Here is a 17,752-nt window from a genome sequence, read left to right on the forward strand (position 1 = left end):
AGCAGCAGATGCTGCTGCGCCAGGCCATGGCCGGGTTCGGCGGCCAGGCCGGCGGCTCGGCGGCGATCTGGAACCGCGACGCGGCCCAGGCCTCGGCCGTCCTCGGCGCCGCCGACCAGACAGCCACGTCCCCCACCCGCAATCTGGCCCGCAATCTGGCCATGGCGTCCTGACGCGATCCTTCCGCCCGGCGCATCGCCGGGCGGAAGGACAAGCGGAACCGCGGGCTTCGAGAGGGATCGAGGCGCCGCCGCGCTGCGCGGTTCTTGCACAATCCCGCCAACGCGCGGAAACGCAGTGGATTTGCGGGCCGCTCCCGGGAATGGTCCTCGTCCGTATCCGCTCCGAGAGTCGCCATGCACAACAGTCGCCTTCCCGCCGCGAATTCCTGACCGCCGCCGCGCTTGGCGTCGCGGCCCTGCCGAACCTGGCGGCCGCCGCCACGGGGATGCAGTCGGTCGTGGCGCCGGACGTCATCGCCCTGATGGACGCGCTGAAGATCGAAAGCGCGGTGATCGGCGCCTTCGACTGGGGCGCGCGCACGGCCTGCATCCTCGCCGCGCTCTGGCCACGCAGGGTCAAGGGGCTGGTCTCGGTCAGCGGCTACCTGATCGGCAGCCCCCAGGCCAACAAGGCGCCTTTGCCCCCGCCGGCGGAGCTGGCCTGGTGGTGCCAGTTCTATTTCGCCACCGATCGCGGCGCCGCCGGCTAGCCGTCAACACGCGGGCGTTTTGCGAGCTGATCTGGCGCACGGCCTCGCCTCAATGGAAGTTCACCCACGAGACCTTCGTCCGCAGCGCCGGGGCGTTCGACAATCCGGATCACGTCGCCGTGGTGATCCACAATTATCGGTGGCGGCTGGGCCTGGCCGCGGGCGAGGCCAAGTACGACGCCCTGGAACGCGCCCTGGCCGCCGCGCCGAGCATCTCCGTGCCGACCATCACTCTGGAAGGCGACGCCAACGGCGCCCCGCACGCCGACTCCAAGACCTATGCCCAGCGCTTTACCGGGAAATACCAGCACCGGACCCTGACGGGGGGCATAGGCCACAACCTTCCCCAGGAAGCGCCCCAGGCCTTCGCCCAGGCCGTCCTGGACGTCGCGGCCGGCTAGCCGTCCGCGACAGGCTCCCGCATCCAGCCCCGCGCCGCCAGCCAGGCCGCGAACACCGGCAGGGCCAGCAGGGTCAGGGCGGTGGAGGTCAGCAGGCCGCCGATGACCACGGTGGCCAGGGGCTTCTGCACCTCCGCCCCCGGGCCGATGGCGAGCGCCATGGGCAGGAAGCCGAGCATGGCGACCAGCGCCGTGGTCAGCACCGCCCGAAGGCGGCTGACCGTGCCCGTGACCACCGCTTCGACCGGTCCGAGCCCCGCGGCCATCTGCTGCTTGATGCTCTGCATCAGCACAAGGCCGTTCAGCGTCGCGACGCCTGAGACCGCGATGAAGCCGACGGCGGCCGAGATCGAGAACGGTATGCCGCGCAGGGCCAGGGCCGCCGCGCCGCCGACCAGGGCCAGGGGCACGCAGGCGAAGACCAGGGCGGCCTCCGCCGCCGAGGCGAGGGCGAAGTAGAGCAGGATCACGATCACCAGGAAGACGACCGGCACGATCACCGCCAGGCGCGCCGAGGCCCGCTCCAGGTTCTCGAACTGGCCGCCCCAGTCGAGCCACGAGCCGGCGGGGAGGGGAACCTCGTTCCGCACGGCGGTCTTGGCGTCGGCGACGAAGCCGCCCAGGTCGCGCCCTCGGACATTGGCCTGGACCACGATGCGGCGCTTGCCGTTCTCGCGGCTGATCTGGTTGGGGCCTTCGGCGGCGTCGAAGCGCGCCAGGGTCGACAGCGGGATCGCCGCCGTGCCGGGCGGCGCGCCCTCCGGCATGACCGGCAGCTGGCCCATGACGGCCGGATCGTTGCGGCGTTGTTCGTCCAGGCGGACGACGACGTCGAAGCGCCGGTCGCCTTCGAGGATGTGTCCCGCCTCGCGGCCGCCGAGGCCGATAGCCAGGGCGTCGGCCGCGTCGCTGGCGTGGACGCCCAGGGCGGCCGCGGCCGTGCGGTCCACCGTGGCCGTGATGGTCGGCTGGCCGGAGACCTGCTCGACCTTCACGTCGGCCGCGCCCCGTACCCCGCGCAGCGCCTTGGCGACCTGCTGGGCGGTCTGGTCCATGACCGCGAAGTCGTCGCCATAGACGCTGACGGCGACGTCGGATCGAACGCCGGCGATCAGCTCGTTGAACCGCATCTGGATGGGCTGGGTGAACTCGTAGGCGTTGCCCAGGTGCGCGGCCAACGCGTCCTCCATGCGTTCGACCAGCCGCGCCTTGGGCAGACGCGGATCGGGCCAGTCCTTGCGCGGCTTGAGGATGACGAAGGTGTCCGAGGCGCTGGGCGGCATCGGGTCGGAGGCGATCTCGGCGGTGCCGGTGCGGGTGAACACCAGGGCGACCTCGGGCATGGCGGCCAGGGTCTTCTCGACCCGGAACTGCATGGCTTGGCTCTGCTCCAGCGAGATCGACGGCACGCGCGAGGCCTGGACCATCAGGTCGCCCTCGTCGAGCGTCGGGATGAACTCGCGGCCCAGGCTGAGGAACGCGGCGACGCCGATCAGCAGCGCCAGGCCGGCCCCCGCCGCCACCGCGACCGGGCGGGCGACGAGGCGGCGCAGGGTCGGCTCGAACCGCGCCTTGGCGGCGGTCATGACCCGGGTCTCGCCATGGCCCTTGGGTTCGCCGATCAGCAGGGCGGCCATGGCCGGCACGAAGGTCAGGGACAGCAGGAAGGCTCCGGCCAGGGCGAACATCACGGTCGCCGCCATGGGGCCGAACATCTTGCCCTCGACGCCCTCGAAGGCCAGCAGCGGGGCGTAGACCATCAGGATGATCGCCTGGCCGAAGGCGGCGGGGCGCGCCATCTCGCGGGCCGAGGAGGCGGCGATCGCGATCCGCTCTCGGGCGTCCAGCGACCGACCCAGTTCGCTCCGGCGCAGCGCCAGGCGGCCCAGGGTGTTCTCGATCACCACCACCGCGCCGTCGACGATCAGGCCGAAGTCCAGCGCCCCCAGGCTCATCAGGTTGCCGCTGATCCCGAACCGCCGCATGGCGATGGCGGCGAACAGGAACGACAGGGGAATGACTAAAGCGGTGATGATCGCCGCGCGGATGTTGCCCAGGGCCACGAACAGCACGGCGACGACCAGCAGCGCGCCGAAGGCCAGGTTGTGTTCGACGGTGCGGATGGTGGCGTCGACCAGGTCGGTGCGGTCCAGCACCGGCTTGACCACCACGCCGGCCGGCAGGCTGGCCTGGATGTCCTTGAGGCGTTCGCCCACGCGCGCGGCGACGGTGCGGCTGTTCTCGCCGGCCAGCATCAGGGCGGTGCCGATCACGACCTCGCGCCCGGCCTCGCTGGCCGAGCCCAGGCGCGGGGCCTGGCCGACGACGACGGTGGCGACGTCGGAGACACGGATCACCGCCGAGCCGCGCCGCCCCACGGGAGTCTCGGCCAGTTCGCCCAGGGTCTTCACCCGGGCGTCGGCGCGGACGATGTAGGCCTCGCCGCCGCGCTGGACGTAGCCCGCGCCCTCGACGCGGTTGGCGTGCTCCAGGGCGTCGATCAACTGCGGCAGGCTGATGCCGAAGGCCGACAGCTTGGCCGGGTCGGGCTGGACCACATACTGCTTCACATAGCCGCCGAGCACATCGACGCCTGCGACGCCCTTCAGCGTCTTCAACTGCGGCGCCACGATCCAGTCCTGGACCGTGCGCAGATAGGTGGCCTTCTCGATGTCGGTGGTCAGGCGGTCGCCCTCGGGGGTGACATAGGCCGCGCCGGGCCGCGCCGCCGGACCCGACAGCTCGACGGTCCAGATATAGACCTCGCCCAGGCCCGTGACCGGCGGCCCCATGCTGGGCTCCAGGCCTTCGGGCAGGGTGGCGCGGGCGGCCTGGAGGCGCTCGTTGATCAGACTTCTAGCCCCATAGAGGTCGGTGGCGTCGGTGAAGACGGCGGTGATCTGCGAGAAGCCGTGACGCGACAGCGAGCGGGTCTCGACCAGGCCGGGGATGCCGGCCAGGGCGGTCTCGACCGGGAAGGTGACCTGGCGCTCGACCTCTTCCGGACCGAGGGCGGGCGCGATGGTGTTGATCTGCACCTGGCGGTTGGTGATGTCGGGGACCGCGTCGATGGGCAGGCCGGCGAGCTGCGCGCCGCCATAGGCGAGCAGGGCCACGGCCAGCAGGGCGACGATCCAGCGGAAGCGGACGGAGAGGTCGATCAGGCGGTTCAGCATGGTCAGTCCTCGTGTCCCGCTTCGCCCTTGCCGAGTTCGGCCTTGAGCAGGAAGGCGCCCTTGCCGGCGATGCGTTCGGTTCCGGTCAGGCCCCTCAGGATCTCGGTGGAACCGGCGGCGACCCGGCCGGGCGTCACCGGCTTGGCGCGGAAGCCGGCGGCCTCGACCACGAATACGACCGGACGGCCTCCGACGGTCTGGACGGCCTCGCTGGGCACGATGATCGCGCCGCCCCCATCCAAACTGTCACTGGCTCCCGTCATCACCCGCGCCGAGACGACGGACCCGACCGGCGCGGTCCTGCCCGACGGTGTGGCTCGGACGGTGGCGGTGTTGCCCCCGGACGCGCCGGGCGCCACGGCGCTGATGGTGGCCGGGGCCTCCTGGCCGTCGGGGGTCTGGACGTGGACCACCTGGCCGAGCCGGATGGAGCCGGCGGCGGCTGCCGGGGCGTCGAAGACGTATTCGGCGCGGCTCTGGTCGGCGACCTCGGCGACGAGCGCGCCCTGGGTCAGGAAGCCGCCGACCTGGGTCTCGATCCGCGTCACCACCCCCTTGATCGGGCTGCGCAGGACCGTGACGCCGTTGGCGCCCGGACCGCCCATGGCGCGGACCTGGGCCTGGGCGGCGCGATAGTCGGCCTGGGCCTTCTCGGCGGCGGCCTGGCTGGCTTCCCAGTCCTGGCGGGCGACGACGCCGGCGTCGAACAGGCGACGGTCCCGGCCGGCGGCGGCCTGGGCGGCCCTGACGCCGGCCCCGGCGGCGTCGAGGCTCGCGCGACCGGAAGCGGCGTCGGCGCTGCGCAAGGTGGCGATGGGCGATCCGGCGGCGACGTTCGCGCCGGCCGAGACGTGAACGCGCTCCACCGTGCCCGACACCGGCGCGCCGAGGGCGGCCAGGGCGTTGGCGGCCAGGGCCACGCGCCCCGGGAGCAGGATGTCCGCGCCGCCCCCGCGTCCCGGCGTGACGACCGATACGCCGGCCGCCGACGCGTCGGCGAGCTTCAGAGGTACGAGGTCGGTCGCGCCGTGCTCTTCGTGCTGGCCGCCTTCCTCTTCATGGGCGGCGGGGGCGGAGCGGCCTTCGACGAGCTGGGCGACGCCGTAGCCGAGGCCGGCGGCGGCGATCAGGGCGACCACCGAGGCGATGATATAGCGACGAGCGATCACGGCTGATCTCCGAAGGGAAGGGCGCCCTGGGCGCGGGCGAGGTCGGCGAGCGCCTTGACGCGCGCCAGCTTGGTGTCGACGGCCCGGCCACGTGCGGCGATCAGGTCGCGGCGGGCGGCCAGCAGTTCGGACAGCAGAAGGCGGCCGGCGTCGTAGCCGATCCGGGCCAGGCGATAGGCCTCGGACGCCGCGCTTTCCGCTTGGCGGGAGGCTTCCAGCGTCTGACCAGCGGCGGCGACCTGGGCTGTGGCGGCGCGTTGGTCGCCGTCCTGTTCGGCCTGAGCGATGGCCAGCCGGGCCTGAGCGGCCTGGGCGCTGGCCGTGGCGGCGGCGACCGCGCCCCGGTTGCGGTCGAACAGCGGCAAGGGCGCGGAAATCCCGAAGACGGCCGCCGTGGAATCGTCGCTCTGGAACTGGCGGACCCCGAAGCTGACGGCGAGGTCTGGAACGCTGCGGGCGCGCTCCACGGCGATGCGACGCTCGGCGGCGTCGCGCTCGGCGCGGGCGGCGGCGATGGCCGGGCTGAAGGCCGGCCCTGTCGGCGGCGTCGCCGGGGCGGCGTCCAGCAGGCCGCCGGTGACGGCGGTGTAGGTCTCGGGGGAGCCGGTCAGCGCGCTCAGGCGAGCCAGGGCTGTCTCGGCCTCGGCCTGGGCGGCGGCCAGGTCGGCGCGCGCCGTGGCCAGTCCGGCGTCGGCCTGGACGGCCCGCACCTGGGCCTCCTTGCCGTTGTCGACCAGCAGGCGGGCGGCCCGGGCGTCGGCCTGGGCCAGGTCAACGCTGTCCCTGGCGATGGCGAGGCGTTGCTGGGCGGCCTCGGCGTTGGCGTAGGCGAGGGCCAGGTCGCGGGCGAAATCCACCTGCCCCAAGGCGGCGCGCGCCTGGGCGGCGGCGAGATCGGCCCGGGCCGCCGAGGTCCGCGCGGCGCGCTTGCCGCCCAGCTCCAGCGGCTGCTCGATCGACAGGGTGGTCTCGGCGCCGTCGAAGTCCTTGTAGGGACCCGATCCGGCGGCGTTCTCGACCATCAGGCCAAGGGTCGGGTTGGGGCGGGCGGCGGCCTGCACGGCCTGGCCCTCGGCCACGCGCGCCTCGGCGGCCCCGAGCGCCAGGCGCGGCGCGGAGGCCTGGGCCTGTTTCAACAGGGCCTGGAAGGTCGGCGCGGTCTGGGCCGTGACGGACGTGCAGAGCAGGCCGGAAGCGGCGCAGGCCAAGGCCGCGCGCAGCGGCCATCGGTTCGATGACATGGAAATTCCTCGCGAAGGATGGACGACGGCGCGCGGGATGCGCGCGGGCCGTCAGGCGCGAGGCGGTCGGTCGGGGCCGGAGAGGGTGCGCGAGGCCAGCGCGTGGGCCGACGCCGTCGCGTGCTCGGAGGTGACGGGAGCCGGGGCGGGAACCGGCGCGACGGGCGTGTCGAGCATGGCCCCGCCGTGATGGCAGTGGCCGCTCACGCAGCACGCGGCCTCGCAAGGCGCGCCGTGATCCCGAGAGTCGCCCTGGACGGCCTGGACGGCGGCGGCGCTCGTCTCGACGACGGGAGCCTCGGCCTCGCACAGGCAGGTCGCCATGCCGACCGTGGGCGCGAGGACGAGCAGCGCCAGCACGCAGGCGGCCATCAGGCCGCCCAGGTTCCACCACCATGTCATCGCTCGACGCATGGCCGTTCTATAGCTTCCCGATCGCGGCAAGAGAACGCGTTACATGATTACAGCGCCGGGCGGGCCCGTGGGCGGGATCCAGCCCTTCGGCGGCGCCGTCGAGGCCCGGTGGATCAGGGTGAAGGGCAGCAGTTCGTCGCGCGGTCGCTGACCGGCTTCCGAATTGCGGGCTCCGCCGTTGACCAGCATCTTGGTCGCCAGGGTCGACATCTCGACCAGCGGCTGGCGGATCGTGGTCAGCTGGGGACGGCTGAGGCGCGAGACGGGGCTGTCGTCGAAGCCGGCGACGGAGATATCGCCGGGGACGGAAAGGTCGGCCTCGGCCGCCGCCGCCAGGGCGCCCAGGGCCATGTCGTCGTTGGACGCGAAGATCGCCGTCGGCCGCTCGGGCAGGGCCAGCAGGTCGATCGCTGCCTTGTGTCCGGACTCGAAGGTGAAGTCGCCCTGGCGAACCCAGGCCTTGTCGACCTTCAGTTTGCGCGCCTTCATCGCCGCCATGTAGCCTTCGCGGCGCGCCTGGCTGGCGCCGTAGCGCTGGTCGCCGGCGATGAAGCCGATCCGGGTGTGGCCCAGCCCGATCAGGTGGTCGGTCATCTCGCGGGCGGCGGCGACGTCGTCCATGTGCACGCGCGGACCCAGGCCCTCGGGCTTTTCCGGGCCCAGCCGAACATAGGGCGTGCCGGCCTTGTCCAGCAGCTCCAGCACCACCTCGTTGTCGCACGAGGGCGGGGTCAGGATCACGCCGTCGGGCTTGAGGGCGGCCAGCAGGGCGCCGACCTCCTGGCGCACGCGCGGGCCGTCATGGTCGATCAGCTCGACCAGCAGGTGATAGCCGGCGGCCCGGGTCTCGACGGTCGCGCCCAGCTGGATGCGTTGCAGGTAGTCCGAACCGCGCTCGCTGCGCCAGTGGTCCAGGGTCAGGGAGGCGTCGACGAAGACGGCGATCACGAACGAACGCGAGCCGGCCAGGCTGCGGGCCGACAGGTTCGGCGCATAGCCAAGAGCCCCGGCCGCCTCCAGCACGCGCTCGCGCATCTGCGGCCGCACGTTCGGCTCGTTGTTCATCACGCGGGAGACGGTCTTGATCGACACGTCGGCGCGCGCCGCAACGTCATAGATCGTCACCGACGCCATCAGCCCGCCCAATTCCCGCTACGGAGGTCCTGTTTGCTTGGACTCATCTTCATCCGGGCAGCCTAGAGCAACTGCGCGGTATAAGGCGACGCTCCCGTTTCAAAAAAGCGCGGTCACAGGCCCGGATGTGGGCTTTGTCGCCTCTCGCGGCTTGTGTACCCCGACGTGGAAGGCCAGTGTCCCAGCCAATCGCGGCGAAGACCGTGTGTGCGGGGAGGCGTGATGACGACGGCGGAGGCGATTGGAATCGACAGGGCAAGGCCGACCGTTCCCGTGAAGCCCAGCTTCATCGCCGCCTTCACCCTGGCCCAGATCGGGGCCTATGTCAGTTTCATGCCGCTGTTCCAGGTGCTGTTGCCCCTGAAGGCCGAAGGCATCGATTCGGCGAACAAGGCCGTGGTGCTGAGCCTGGTCGCCATTCTCGGCGCGGCCACCGCCAGCGTCGCCAACCTGCTGGCCGGCGCGATCAGCGACCGGACGACCTCGCGCTTCGGACGCCGGCGGCCCTGGATGGTGGCCGGCGCGCTGAGCACGGTCGCTTCGTATTTCCTGATCATGATGGCCCAAAGCACGATCCAGCTGATGGCCGGGATCGTTTGCTTCCAGCTGGCCTTCAACGTGCTGTTCTCGGCCCTTCTGGCGGTGCTGCCCGACCGCGTGCCCGACGACCAGAAGGGCAGGGTGGCCGCCTTCCTCAGCCTGGGCCATCCGATCGGGGCCATGGCCGGGGTGATCCTGGTGGGCGGCCTGCTGGTCAGCGAGGCGTCGCGCTACTTGGCCATCGGCCTGGTGCTGCTGGTGGCGATCGCCCCGTTCGCCCTGGCCCTGAACGACCCGCCGCTGCCGCGCGGCGAGCGGCCGCCGTTCAACTGGCGCGACTTCCTGGCGGGATTCTGGATCGATCCGCGGGCCCATCCCGACTTCGCCCTGGCCTGGGTCAGCCGGTTCATGGTGCTGGTCGCGATCACCCTGACCCAGTGCTACATGCTGTTCTACCTGCAGGACGCGCTGCACTATTCGAACCTGTTCCCGGGCCGCCGCGCCGAGCAGGGCATGGCCTTGCTGACCACCATCGCCACCTGCGCCAACGTCGCCTGCGGCATGCTGGGCGGGATGCTTTCCGACCGCCTCAAGCGCCGCAAGCTGTTCGCGGCGGGCGCGGCCCTGGTCCTGGCGGGCGCGATGCTCGTGTTCTCGCTGGTGCCGAGCTGGCCGGTGGTGATGGCCGGCTTCGTGATCTTCGGCTGCGCGGTCGGCTGCTACTACGCCGTCGACATCGCCCTGGTCAGCCAGGTGCTGCCCTCGCAGAAGGACGCCGGCAAGGACCTGGGGGTGATCAACCTGGCCAACACCTTGCCCCAGGCCATGGCGCCGATCCTGGCGATGTGGGTGCTGGGGCCGGCCCATGTGAACTATCACGCCCTCTATCTGGTGGCCGCTGGACTGGCGGCGGCTGGCGGTCTGGCCATCCTTCCGATACGGGGCGTGCGGTAAGCCGCCTTTTTGGTCTGCGCGTTTTCTTCGCGCGAACCGGCGGCCACTTCGCTTGAAAACGCTCGCCCGAGGTCCCGTGCCCGACCTGATCCCCATCGACGATCCCAACGACCCGCGCGTCGCGGCCTATCGCGACATCAAGGAGCGCGACCTGGTCGGCCGCCAGGGGCTGTTCATCGCCGAGGGCGAGACGGTGCTGCGGTCCTTCGTCCGCGACGCGCCCGAGCGCGTCCAGTCGCTGCTGCTGGACGGCAAGCGGATCGACAAGCTGGGCGAGGCGCTGGTGGGGCTGCCGCCGGGCGTCCCGGTGTACGTGGCGGGCCAGGCCGTGCTGGACGCCATCGCCGGCTTCCACCTGCATCGCGGCGTCTTGGCCGTGGGCGCGAAACCCGAGCCGCTGTCGGCCGAGGCGCTGCTCGCCCAAGTCACCGAAAAGGCCGGCGAGCGCGCGGTGGTGCTGGTGCTGATGGGCATCGCCAATCACGACAATCTGGGCGGCATCTTCCGCAACGCCGCGGCGTTCGGCGTCGACGGCGTGATCCTGGACGGCGACTGCTGCGACCCCTTCTACCGCAAGGCCATCCGCGTCTCGATCGGCGCCACGCTCAGCGTGCCGACCGCCGGGCTGGCGCCGGGCGAGGACGTGGTCGGCCTGCTGGAGCGTCACGGCTTCCAGGGCTTGGCGCTGAGCCCCGCCGCCGGCGAAATCCTCGCGCGGCTGGATCCGCCGCCTCGCGCGGCCGTGCTGCTGGGGGCGGAGGGGCCGGGACTGTCCCAAGCCGTCATGGATCGGGTGCGGACCGTCGGCATCCCGATGGCGGGCGGCTTCGACTCGCTGAACGTGGCCACCACCAGCGGGATCGTGCTGCACCACCTGCGGTTCGCACAATCCTAGCGCGTGTTTCCAACGGGCCGTGCTAGCCTCTGGATGCTTCCGTGCGGAGTATGGCGATGCGGCGTAGGACGGCGATTGGACTCTTGGGCGGCGCGCCGGCGATGGGGGCGCTCTTTGGGGGAGCCGCGACGGCGCGTTCGCGAGCCCCCGGCAAGGCGCCTGTCCGCACGATGCTCGATATGACCTTCCCCGAGTTCGAGGCGGCGATCGCGAAGACCGACATCGGGCTGCTGCCCGTGGGCGCCATCGAGGCGCACGGTCCCCATCTGCCGTTGGGGGCGGATGCGTTGGGCGCCATCGACCAGCTGGGTGATGTTCAAGCCTATCTCTCGGGCCACGGCTTCCAAAGCATCATCGGGCCATGCCTCAACATCGGCATCACGAACGAGGCCGGCGACGACCGGCGCGACGGCACCTACATCTATCCGGGCAGCCTGACGGTAAGTTCCGCGACCTTCATCTCGCTCTATGTCGATCTGTTGCGTTCGCTGAACGTGAACGGCTTCAAGCAGGTGTTCCTCTACAGCGGCCACCTCGGCGGCAGGCATCTGACCGCCATGGCCAAGGCGGCGGTCCTGGCCAGCCGCGAGATCAGCGGCTTGGACGCCCACGCGCTCGTCGACAGCGAGCGATTGGCGAGACTGGATCTGCCGGCCAGCGACAGCATCCTGCCTATCGTCGACGGGCTGAACTTCCCGATGCTGAAGGATCTGCTGGGAGGAGCCGAGCCCGCGTTCACGACGCACGCCGACGGCTGGGAAACCAGCCTGATGCTGCACTATCGACCTGACCAAGTAGGCGATGGATACGCCAACCTGCCCCAGTCGCCGTCCTTGCCCTTCCTGAAGGCGGGCGAGGCTGGCGATCGCGCGCTCAATCCCAGCGGCATCGGCGGCTTTCCCACGAGCACGGCCAGCGCGAAGGTCGGCAAGGCGATCGCCGAGTATCGCACCCGGCGCATCGGCGACGCGGTGCTCGGCGCGCTACGCCGGGGTTGATCCTCGACCGTTGCGGCAACCGGGCGTGTTGGAGTGTTACCTCGCTGCAGCCCATCGGCGAAATCAGGAGGGGCGTCGCGAAATGCGCACCAGCAGCGACCCACGCACCGTTCATCTCGTCAAGGAATGCCAGCGCCAGTACGACGCCTGCCGGCACACGGCCGCCGCGCTCTACATCTGGCAGAAGCACGCACGCTTCTGGCGCGCGACCTTCCTCATCGCTCCGATCATCCTCGGCGGGTTCGCGGGCTCCCAAATCCTCGGCCAGAACGCGGGTGAGGCCGGCAAGATCGGCGCGGCGTTCTGCAGCGTGCTGGCCGGTTTCTTTCCCGCCATCTTCAAGGCGCTGAACCTGGACATGCACCTGACCAGCATCGGTCGGTCGGCTACCGAATTCACCAATCTGCGCGACCGCTTCCGACAGGCGGCCAACGTCAAATCCCTGGAGCCGTTCGAGGCGTTCCAGGCCGAGTTCGAGGGGCTGATGGATCGCATGGACGCGGTCCGTACAGCCGCGCCGCCCTCGCCGGAATGGTGCTTCCGCGAGGCTCGAAAGAAGATCGCCAAGGGCGACTATGATTCCAATGTCGACAAGCCGCGGGCCGCCTGACGTGGGGTTATGACACCGGTGACTTGCCGTCGTCCAAGCCCCGCCCTAGGGTCCCTTCGCGTCGCTTAGGGAGGTCGCATGTTCAATCGCCGGGGAACCCTGGCCACCTTGACGGGCGGCCTGCTGACATCGCTGCTGGCGGGCGCCGCCCAGGCCAAGCCGGACCAAGCCGCCACAGCCGCGAAGGCCCCGATGGATCCGACCGAAGTCCTGCCCCTGTGGCCCGGCGACCCGCCCGGTTCGGCCGGCGTCACCGCCGTCGAGACCGTGCTCGACCGCACCGTCGCCGGCGGCCTGCGCGACCGCGCCACCACCCATACCCGCAAGCCGACCCTGACCGTCTTCCGTCCTACCGCCCAGGCCAACGGCGCGGCGGTGGTGCTGATGCCCGGCGGCGGCTACGAGCGCGTGGTCAGCGACAAGGAAGGCTTCGAGACCGCCCGCTGGCTGGCCGATCGCGGCTACACCTGTTTCGTCCTGCTCTACCGCCTGCCCGGCGACGGCTGGGGCGCCGGTCCCGACGCGCCGCTGCAGGACGCCCAGCGCGCGGTGCGCCTGGTCCGTTCGAAGGCGGCGGCGATCAAATTCGACCCCGCGCGGGTTTCGATCATGGGTTTCTCGGCCGGCGGGCACCTGGCCGCCAGCCTGACCACCCGCTTCGACGCCAAGGTCTACGAGCGGGTCGACGCCGCCGACGACCTGTCGGCCCGGCCCGACCTGTCGTGCCTGATGTATCCCGTGGTGACGATGATCGACGGACCGGTCCACGGCGGTTCGCGCAAGCAGTTGCTGGGTCCGACGCCGACCCCCGAGCAGATCGCGCTCTATTCGCCGGAGCAGAACGTCACGGACCGAGTCCCGCCGGTTTTCCTGGTCCACGCCGCCGACGACAAGACCGTGCCGGTCGCCAACAGCCTGATGATGTTCACCGCGCTGAAGGCCAAGGCGATCCCCGCCGAGATGCACATCTTCGAGGAGGGCGGCCACGGCTTTGGCCTGCGCGGGATCGTCGGCAAGCCGGTCGCCGCCTGGCCCTCGCTGTTCGAAACCTTCGCAAAGCGGCACGGGGTCTAGGGCCCGCAGCCCTCGCCCTTGGCCGCCCAGCGCTTGCGCTCTTCCTCCAGCGCCCGCTGCCATCGCGTCCGCAACACTCCCGGCCGCTGGCCATGCCGTTCGTCGAGGAACTCGGCCCCTTCGATCCGGTCGGTGCGGAAGTTGCGGAAGTCGTTGCGCAACTCGCACCAGGCGATCAGCAGGCGCACGGTCTCCAGATAGCCCACCGTCACCGGCCAGACGACGCGCTGGCTGACCGCGCCCTTCTCGTCGCGATAGTCCAGGCGGATCTTGCGGCCGGCGTGGATCCAGGCCCGGGTCTGGGCGATGTCGATGCCGTCGGGCAGGGCCTTCCAGTTCGTGCCGGTCCCCGTGGCGGGAGCCAGCACGTAGGGCCGCAACTGCTCGGGCACGGCGGCGGCGATCTTGGCGATCAGGTCGTTGGCGGCGGTGGCGAGCACCGGATCGCCGCGTCCGGCGACCCACTGGGCCCCCAGCACGGCGGCCTCGATCTCGTCGGGTGTCAGCATCAGGGGCGGCATGTCGTATCCGGCCTCCAGCACATAGCCGACGCCCGCCTCGCCGCGGATGGGCGCCCTCTGGCCGATCAAGGCGGCGATGTCGCGATAAACGCTGCGTTTGGAGGTCTCCAGCTCCACCGCCATGGCGTCGGCCGTGACCGGCTGCCGGCTGCGGCGAAGGATCTGGATGATCTGGAAAAGGCGTTCGGCGCGTCTCATGGCGTCACTCTGCTCGACCGATGCTGACAGCATGCTGGCAGCAGGATGGCGGTAGCGTCCGAATGTCGCAACAGGGACGGACCCGAGAGGCGGCCAAGCAGGGAGAGACCACCATGATCACGCTCTACGCCGCCGGCCCCGCCTACGGTCTCCCCGAAGGCAGCCCCTATGTCACCAAGACCGAGATCCACCTGAAGATGGCGGGCCTTTGGTACGAGAAGGTCCCGGCCCATCCCGAAACCTCGCCCAAGGGCCAGCTGCCGTGGATCGACGACGACGGGATAAAGGTCGCCGACTCCACCTTCATCCGCGCCTATATCGAGCGCAGCTACGGCGTCGACCTGGACGCCGGCCTCAGCAAGGCCCAGCGCGGCCAGGCCTGGGCGATCGAGCGGATGGTCGAGAACCACCTGGGCTGGGCCAGCTGCCACTTCCGGTTCTTCGACGACGACAACTTCGCCAAGGGCCCGGCCCGCTGGTTCGAAGGCATGCCGGGCGAGGCGCGGGCGGACGCGATCGACGGCCTGCTCGATACGGTGCAGGCCACCCTCAAGTCCGTCGGCATGGGCCGCCATTCGCCCGACGAGATCGTGGAACTGGGCTCGTGGTCGCTGACGGCCCTGTCGGAGATGCTGGGGAACAAGTCGTTCATGATGGGCCACCGGCCCACCAGCGTCGACGCCATCGTCTTCGCCATGCTGGCCCAGATCCTGACGCCGTTCTTCGACTCGCCGCTGCGCCGCCGGGCCGAGGCCCTGCCCAACCTGGTGGGCTACGCCGAGCGGATGATGGCCGGCTACTATCCGGAGTTCGCGCCCCAGGCCGTCGACGCGATGTGCCAGGCGGCCTGAGAAAAACCCTCTCCCCGAGGGGAGAGGGTTTCCTCTAGTGCTTGCGTTTCTGGGCGTCGTTGGCCTGGAAGTCCTCCTTGCGATCCGGGTCGTGCGCGTGGTGCACGTCGGACTCGCCGCCGCCGCCCGAGACCTTGCTGTGGCGACTGTAGCGGTCGGGATCGTCCGGATCCTTGACGGTGGGGTCGGGGCGGGCCTGCTTGGCGTTCTCGTGGCTGGCGCCGGGTCCGCCCCAGCGGTCGGCGGCGGGGTTCTTGTCGGGCATGGTCAGCGATCCTGCACGTTGCCGGCGTGGGAGGTGTTCTGGCGCAGGTTGCCGTGGCGGCCCTGCTCCTTGAGGTTCACATCGGCGTTGCCGGGGTCGGGCGACTGCAGATCGTCATGGCCGCCTTGGCCCTCGATCTGGGGTTTCTGACCCTTGAAGGCGCGCTGTTCCGGCGKAATGGGCGGGGCTTTGGACATCGGTTTCCTCCATGTCTGCCCCTTTCAAAACCAACCGGCGGGACGGGTGTTCCTAGCGTCCAGCTTCTTCGTCGCGTTCCGGGCCGCGGCGCGCCGAATCCTCGACGATTTCGATGCCTGATCGGCGACAAGACATCGTTGGAATCGGCGTTCCAATGCTATCTAGAGGGGTGATCGGGATAGGATGCCCCCTTGTCGGATACAGCCGCGCCTCAAGCCTCCGCCGTCGCGGACCGCGCCAGTCAGACCCTGCACCGCGCCTTGGACATCCTCGAGGCCGTCGCCGAGGGCGCCCATAGTCTCAAGGCGTTCGAGGAACGGGTCGGCCTGACCCGCAGCACCACCCATCGCCTGGCCTCCGCCCTGGTCGATCGCGGCCTGCTGTCGGCGGTCGGGCGTGACTATCGGCTGGGCGGCCGGCTGGTGCAGCTGGGCCATCAGGCGCGCGAGCGGCTAGGCCTGGCGGACGTGGCGCGACCGGTGCTGAGCGCGCTGTCGGCCGAGACCCAGGACGCGACCAACCTGGGGACCGCGGCCGGCGACGACGTGCTCTACGTCGCCCAGATCCCCGGCCGGCGGCGGTTGGAAATCCGCCACCGGGTCGGCGACCGCAACCGCATCCGCGACACGGCCCTGGGCCGCGCCTTGCTGATCGAGGCCCCGGCGGAACGTTGGGCGGCGCTGTTTTCCGATGACCCGGACGCGCCCGAGGCGGCCGCCTTCCAGCGGGACATGGAGGCGGCCCGGCGGACGGGCCACGCCCTGCACCTTGAAGACGGCGGCGACAGCATCCGCTGCATCGCCGCCCCGATCCGCGACGCCAGCGGCGCGATCGTCGCCGCCATCAGCCTGTCCAGCGTCCCGCAATACATGGACGAGGCGCGGATGGCCGAACTGATGCCGCAGGTGGTCGCGGCCGCCTTGGAGATCGGCATGGCCCTGGGCTTCAACCCCGCGAGGCTGAGCCCGGAGGCCTAGCCGCCCAGCCGGTTGCCGTAGCCGATGATCACCGTGGCCCCGACCAGCAGGGCCACGCCGGTCCAGACCATGGCCTTGACCCCTGGGCGGGCGTCCTTCCATTCGCGGAAGGCGAAGCCCCACAGCGTGCCGAAGATGATGATCGAGGCCATGTGCAGGGTCCAGCTGGAGAAGCCGAACCGGCCCATCTGGCTTTCGCCCATCGTGTAGAAGAAGAATTGGAAGTACCAGGCCGTGCCGGCCACCGCGCACAGCAGGTAGTTGGCCAGCAGGGGCGAGCGCTTCAGGGCCGCGGTCTCCGGCTTGTCAGCCGCCTCGGCCGGGCTGACCGCGCCCAGCCACTGGCCGGCGCTGCGGTTCTTGAAGATCAGCCAGGCGCACCACAGGCCGTTGGTGATCAGGCCGCCGAACATCACCAGGCACAGGGTCGGCAGGCCGGTCCACAGAGGACCGGTGCCGGCCGCCGCCGTCAGGGCCTTGATCGGCTCGCCGGCCGAAAGCCCGAAGGCGAAACAGGCGGACATGATCCCGGAGAACACCGCCACGGCGATGCCCTTCCTGAAGTCGAACTCGGCGACGGCGGCCTTCTTCTGCTCGGGCGACAGGTCGGCGTCCTTCTTGGCGCCGGCCCAGGCGACGACGACGATGCCGGCCAGGGTGACCAGCAGGCCCAGCAGGATGATCCGCCCCGACAGCGTGCCCAGCAGGGCCTCGCCGAACTCTCCCCGGACGATCGGCGGCACCAGGGTGCCGAACACCGTGCACAGGCCCAGCACCACGGCCATGCCCAGCGACAGGCCCAGATACCGCATGGTCAGGCCGTAGGTCAGGCCGCCGAAGCCCCAGAGCACGCCGAACATCACGCACAGCCCGACGGTCTTGGGCGGGACCTGGGCCATTACGCCAAGCAGGTCATGGGTCTGGATCGAAGCGAACAGCCAGGGGGCCAGCAGCCAGGAGAAGATGCCGCCGGTCAGCCAGAAGATCTCCCACGACCAGCGGCGCACGCCGCGATAGGGCACATAGAAGCTGGCGGACGACAGCCCGCCCAGCCAGTGGAAGAGCACGCCGAGCAACGGGTTGGGCGTCATGGTTTCTTCCCCTCGTGGTTTTGCTGTCCGCGCGACGGCTTCTGGCGAGACTTTTCAAGTCTCATATTATGGAATGATATCTTATAGTTTGAAGCTTGGGCGTCAAGCCGCGGCGGGAACGACCGGCTTAGCCCATTGGGGTCGCTGGTCGAGTTTGTAGGCGCGTTTAGGCAGGGTGTAGGTGAGGTCGACGATCAGTTCGGCGGCCTCGACCTCGTCCATGCGGTGCTCGGCGACCATGCGGGCCAGGAAGGCGCTGTCGACGCGGCGGGCCACGTCGTGGCGGGCCGGGATCGACAGGAAGGCGCGGGTGTCGTCGTTGAAGCCGACGGT

At 70.6% G+C, this 17,752-nt stretch carries 18 protein-coding genes and 1 pseudogene; 9 read left to right on the forward strand and 10 right to left on the reverse strand.

What is annotated here, in order from left to right; all coding sequences use genetic code 11:
• Positions 1–322 precede the first annotated feature (322 nt).
• Together AC1DMQ_RS25405 and AC1DMQ_RS25410 are read left to right on the forward strand one after the other, a co-directional pair.
• Complete coding sequence (locus AC1DMQ_RS25405) at positions 323–712, forward strand: alpha/beta fold hydrolase (RefSeq protein WP_477036312.1); 390 nt, start codon at positions 323–325, stop codon at positions 710–712.
• A complete protein-coding gene (locus AC1DMQ_RS25410; protein WP_477036313.1) occupies positions 670–1,113 on the forward strand; it encodes an alpha/beta fold hydrolase in 444 nt (147 codons plus the stop codon). Before AC1DMQ_RS25405 ends, AC1DMQ_RS25410 begins: the two co-directional genes overlap by 43 nt.
• On the opposite strand, the gene AC1DMQ_RS25415 is transcribed toward AC1DMQ_RS25410, so the two are convergent.
• Genes AC1DMQ_RS25415 through AC1DMQ_RS25435 form a run of 5 tightly spaced genes read right to left on the reverse strand, consistent with a single transcriptional unit; the run spans position 1,110 to position 8,247 of the window.
• Positions 1,110–4,289 (reverse strand): efflux RND transporter permease subunit, encoded by a 3,180-nt coding sequence (locus AC1DMQ_RS25415; protein ID WP_477036314.1) that lies wholly within the window; start codon positions 4,287–4,289, stop codon positions 1,110–1,112. The genes AC1DMQ_RS25410 and AC1DMQ_RS25415 overlap by 4 nt on opposite strands.
• Positions 4,290–4,291: 2 nt before the next feature.
• Complete coding sequence (locus tag AC1DMQ_RS25420; RefSeq protein WP_477036315.1) at positions 4,292–5,458, reverse strand: efflux RND transporter periplasmic adaptor subunit; 1,167 nt, start codon at positions 5,456–5,458, stop codon at positions 4,292–4,294.
• Positions 5,455–6,699: a TolC family protein gene (locus tag AC1DMQ_RS25425; RefSeq protein ID WP_477036316.1), complete on the reverse strand. Its 1,245-nt coding sequence runs from the start codon at positions 6,697–6,699 to the stop codon at positions 5,455–5,457. Before AC1DMQ_RS25425 ends, AC1DMQ_RS25420 begins: the two co-directional genes overlap by 4 nt.
• Before the next feature lie 51 nt (positions 6,700–6,750).
• Positions 6,751–7,113 carry a hypothetical protein gene (locus AC1DMQ_RS25430; protein ID WP_477036317.1) on the reverse strand — a complete coding sequence of 121 codons (363 nt, stop codon included), beginning with the start codon at positions 7,111–7,113 and terminating at the stop codon, positions 6,751–6,753.
• 39 nt (positions 7,114–7,152) lie between these two features.
• Positions 7,153–8,247, reverse strand: coding sequence for a LacI family DNA-binding transcriptional regulator (locus tag AC1DMQ_RS25435; protein ID WP_477036318.1), 1,095 nt, complete (start codon positions 8,245–8,247; stop codon positions 7,153–7,155).
• A gap of 222 nt (positions 8,248–8,469) precedes the next feature.
• Here AC1DMQ_RS25435 and AC1DMQ_RS25440 point away from each other — a divergent pair, with 222 nt between their 5' ends.
• The 5 genes from AC1DMQ_RS25440 (at position 8,470) to AC1DMQ_RS25460 (ending at position 13,318) form a co-directional block, all read left to right on the forward strand.
• Positions 8,470–9,741: an MFS transporter gene (locus AC1DMQ_RS25440; protein WP_477036319.1), complete on the forward strand. Its 1,272-nt coding sequence runs from the start codon at positions 8,470–8,472 to the stop codon at positions 9,739–9,741.
• 76 nt (positions 9,742–9,817) lie between these two features.
• Complete coding sequence (locus AC1DMQ_RS25445) at positions 9,818–10,636, forward strand: TrmH family RNA methyltransferase (protein WP_477036320.1); 819 nt, start codon at positions 9,818–9,820, stop codon at positions 10,634–10,636.
• Between the two features lie 179 nt (positions 10,637–10,815).
• Positions 10,816–11,634 (forward strand): creatininase family protein, encoded by an 819-nt coding sequence (locus tag AC1DMQ_RS25450; RefSeq protein ID WP_477036321.1) that lies wholly within the window; start codon positions 10,816–10,818, stop codon positions 11,632–11,634.
• Between the two features lie 82 nt (positions 11,635–11,716).
• Complete coding sequence (locus tag AC1DMQ_RS25455) at positions 11,717–12,244, forward strand: hypothetical protein (protein WP_477036322.1); 528 nt, start codon at positions 11,717–11,719, stop codon at positions 12,242–12,244.
• 78 nt (positions 12,245–12,322) lie between these two features.
• The gene (locus AC1DMQ_RS25460; RefSeq protein ID WP_477036323.1) at positions 12,323–13,318 is read left to right on the forward strand and encodes an alpha/beta hydrolase; all 996 of its coding nucleotides are present in this window, start codon (positions 12,323–12,325) and stop codon (positions 13,316–13,318) included.
• Here the strand turns inward: AC1DMQ_RS25460 and AC1DMQ_RS25465 are convergent.
• Entirely contained in the window at positions 13,315–14,037 is a 723-nt protein-coding gene (locus tag AC1DMQ_RS25465; protein WP_477036324.1) for a helix-turn-helix transcriptional regulator, read from the reverse strand. The genes AC1DMQ_RS25460 and AC1DMQ_RS25465 overlap by 4 nt on opposite strands.
• A gap of 113 nt (positions 14,038–14,150) precedes the next feature.
• Between AC1DMQ_RS25465 and AC1DMQ_RS25470 the strand changes: the two genes are divergently transcribed.
• Positions 14,151–14,888, forward strand: a complete 738-nt coding sequence (locus AC1DMQ_RS25470; RefSeq protein ID WP_477036325.1) for a glutathione S-transferase family protein — start codon at positions 14,151–14,153, stop codon at positions 14,886–14,888.
• A gap of 34 nt (positions 14,889–14,922) precedes the next feature.
• Here AC1DMQ_RS25470 and AC1DMQ_RS25475 read toward each other — a convergent pair whose 3' ends face one another.
• Together AC1DMQ_RS25475 and AC1DMQ_RS25480 are read right to left on the reverse strand one after the other, a co-directional pair.
• Positions 14,923–15,153: a hypothetical protein gene (locus AC1DMQ_RS25475; protein ID WP_477036326.1), complete on the reverse strand. Its 231-nt coding sequence runs from the start codon at positions 15,151–15,153 to the stop codon at positions 14,923–14,925.
• 2 nt (positions 15,154–15,155) lie between these two features.
• On the reverse strand, positions 15,156–15,350 hold the full coding sequence (locus AC1DMQ_RS25480) for a hypothetical protein (RefSeq protein ID WP_477036327.1): 195 nt from the start codon (positions 15,348–15,350) through the stop codon (positions 15,156–15,158).
• Positions 15,351–15,542: 192 nt separating this feature from the next.
• Here AC1DMQ_RS25480 and AC1DMQ_RS25485 point away from each other — a divergent pair, with 192 nt between their 5' ends.
• On the forward strand, positions 15,543–16,328 hold the full coding sequence (locus AC1DMQ_RS25485; RefSeq protein ID WP_477036328.1) for an IclR family transcriptional regulator: 786 nt from the start codon (positions 15,543–15,545) through the stop codon (positions 16,326–16,328).
• Here the strand turns inward: AC1DMQ_RS25485 and rhaT are convergent.
• Positions 16,325–17,419 carry an L-rhamnose/proton symporter RhaT gene (gene rhaT, locus AC1DMQ_RS25490; protein WP_477036329.1) on the reverse strand — a complete coding sequence of 365 codons (1,095 nt, stop codon included), beginning with the start codon at positions 17,417–17,419 and terminating at the stop codon, positions 16,325–16,327. The genes AC1DMQ_RS25485 and rhaT overlap by 4 nt on opposite strands.
• Positions 17,420–17,521: 102 nt before the next feature.
• Positions 17,522–17,752, reverse strand: a pseudogene (locus tag AC1DMQ_RS25495) (glucuronate isomerase); the annotation flags it as partial.

This window comes from Caulobacter sp. 05L422 (assembly GCF_056397765.1).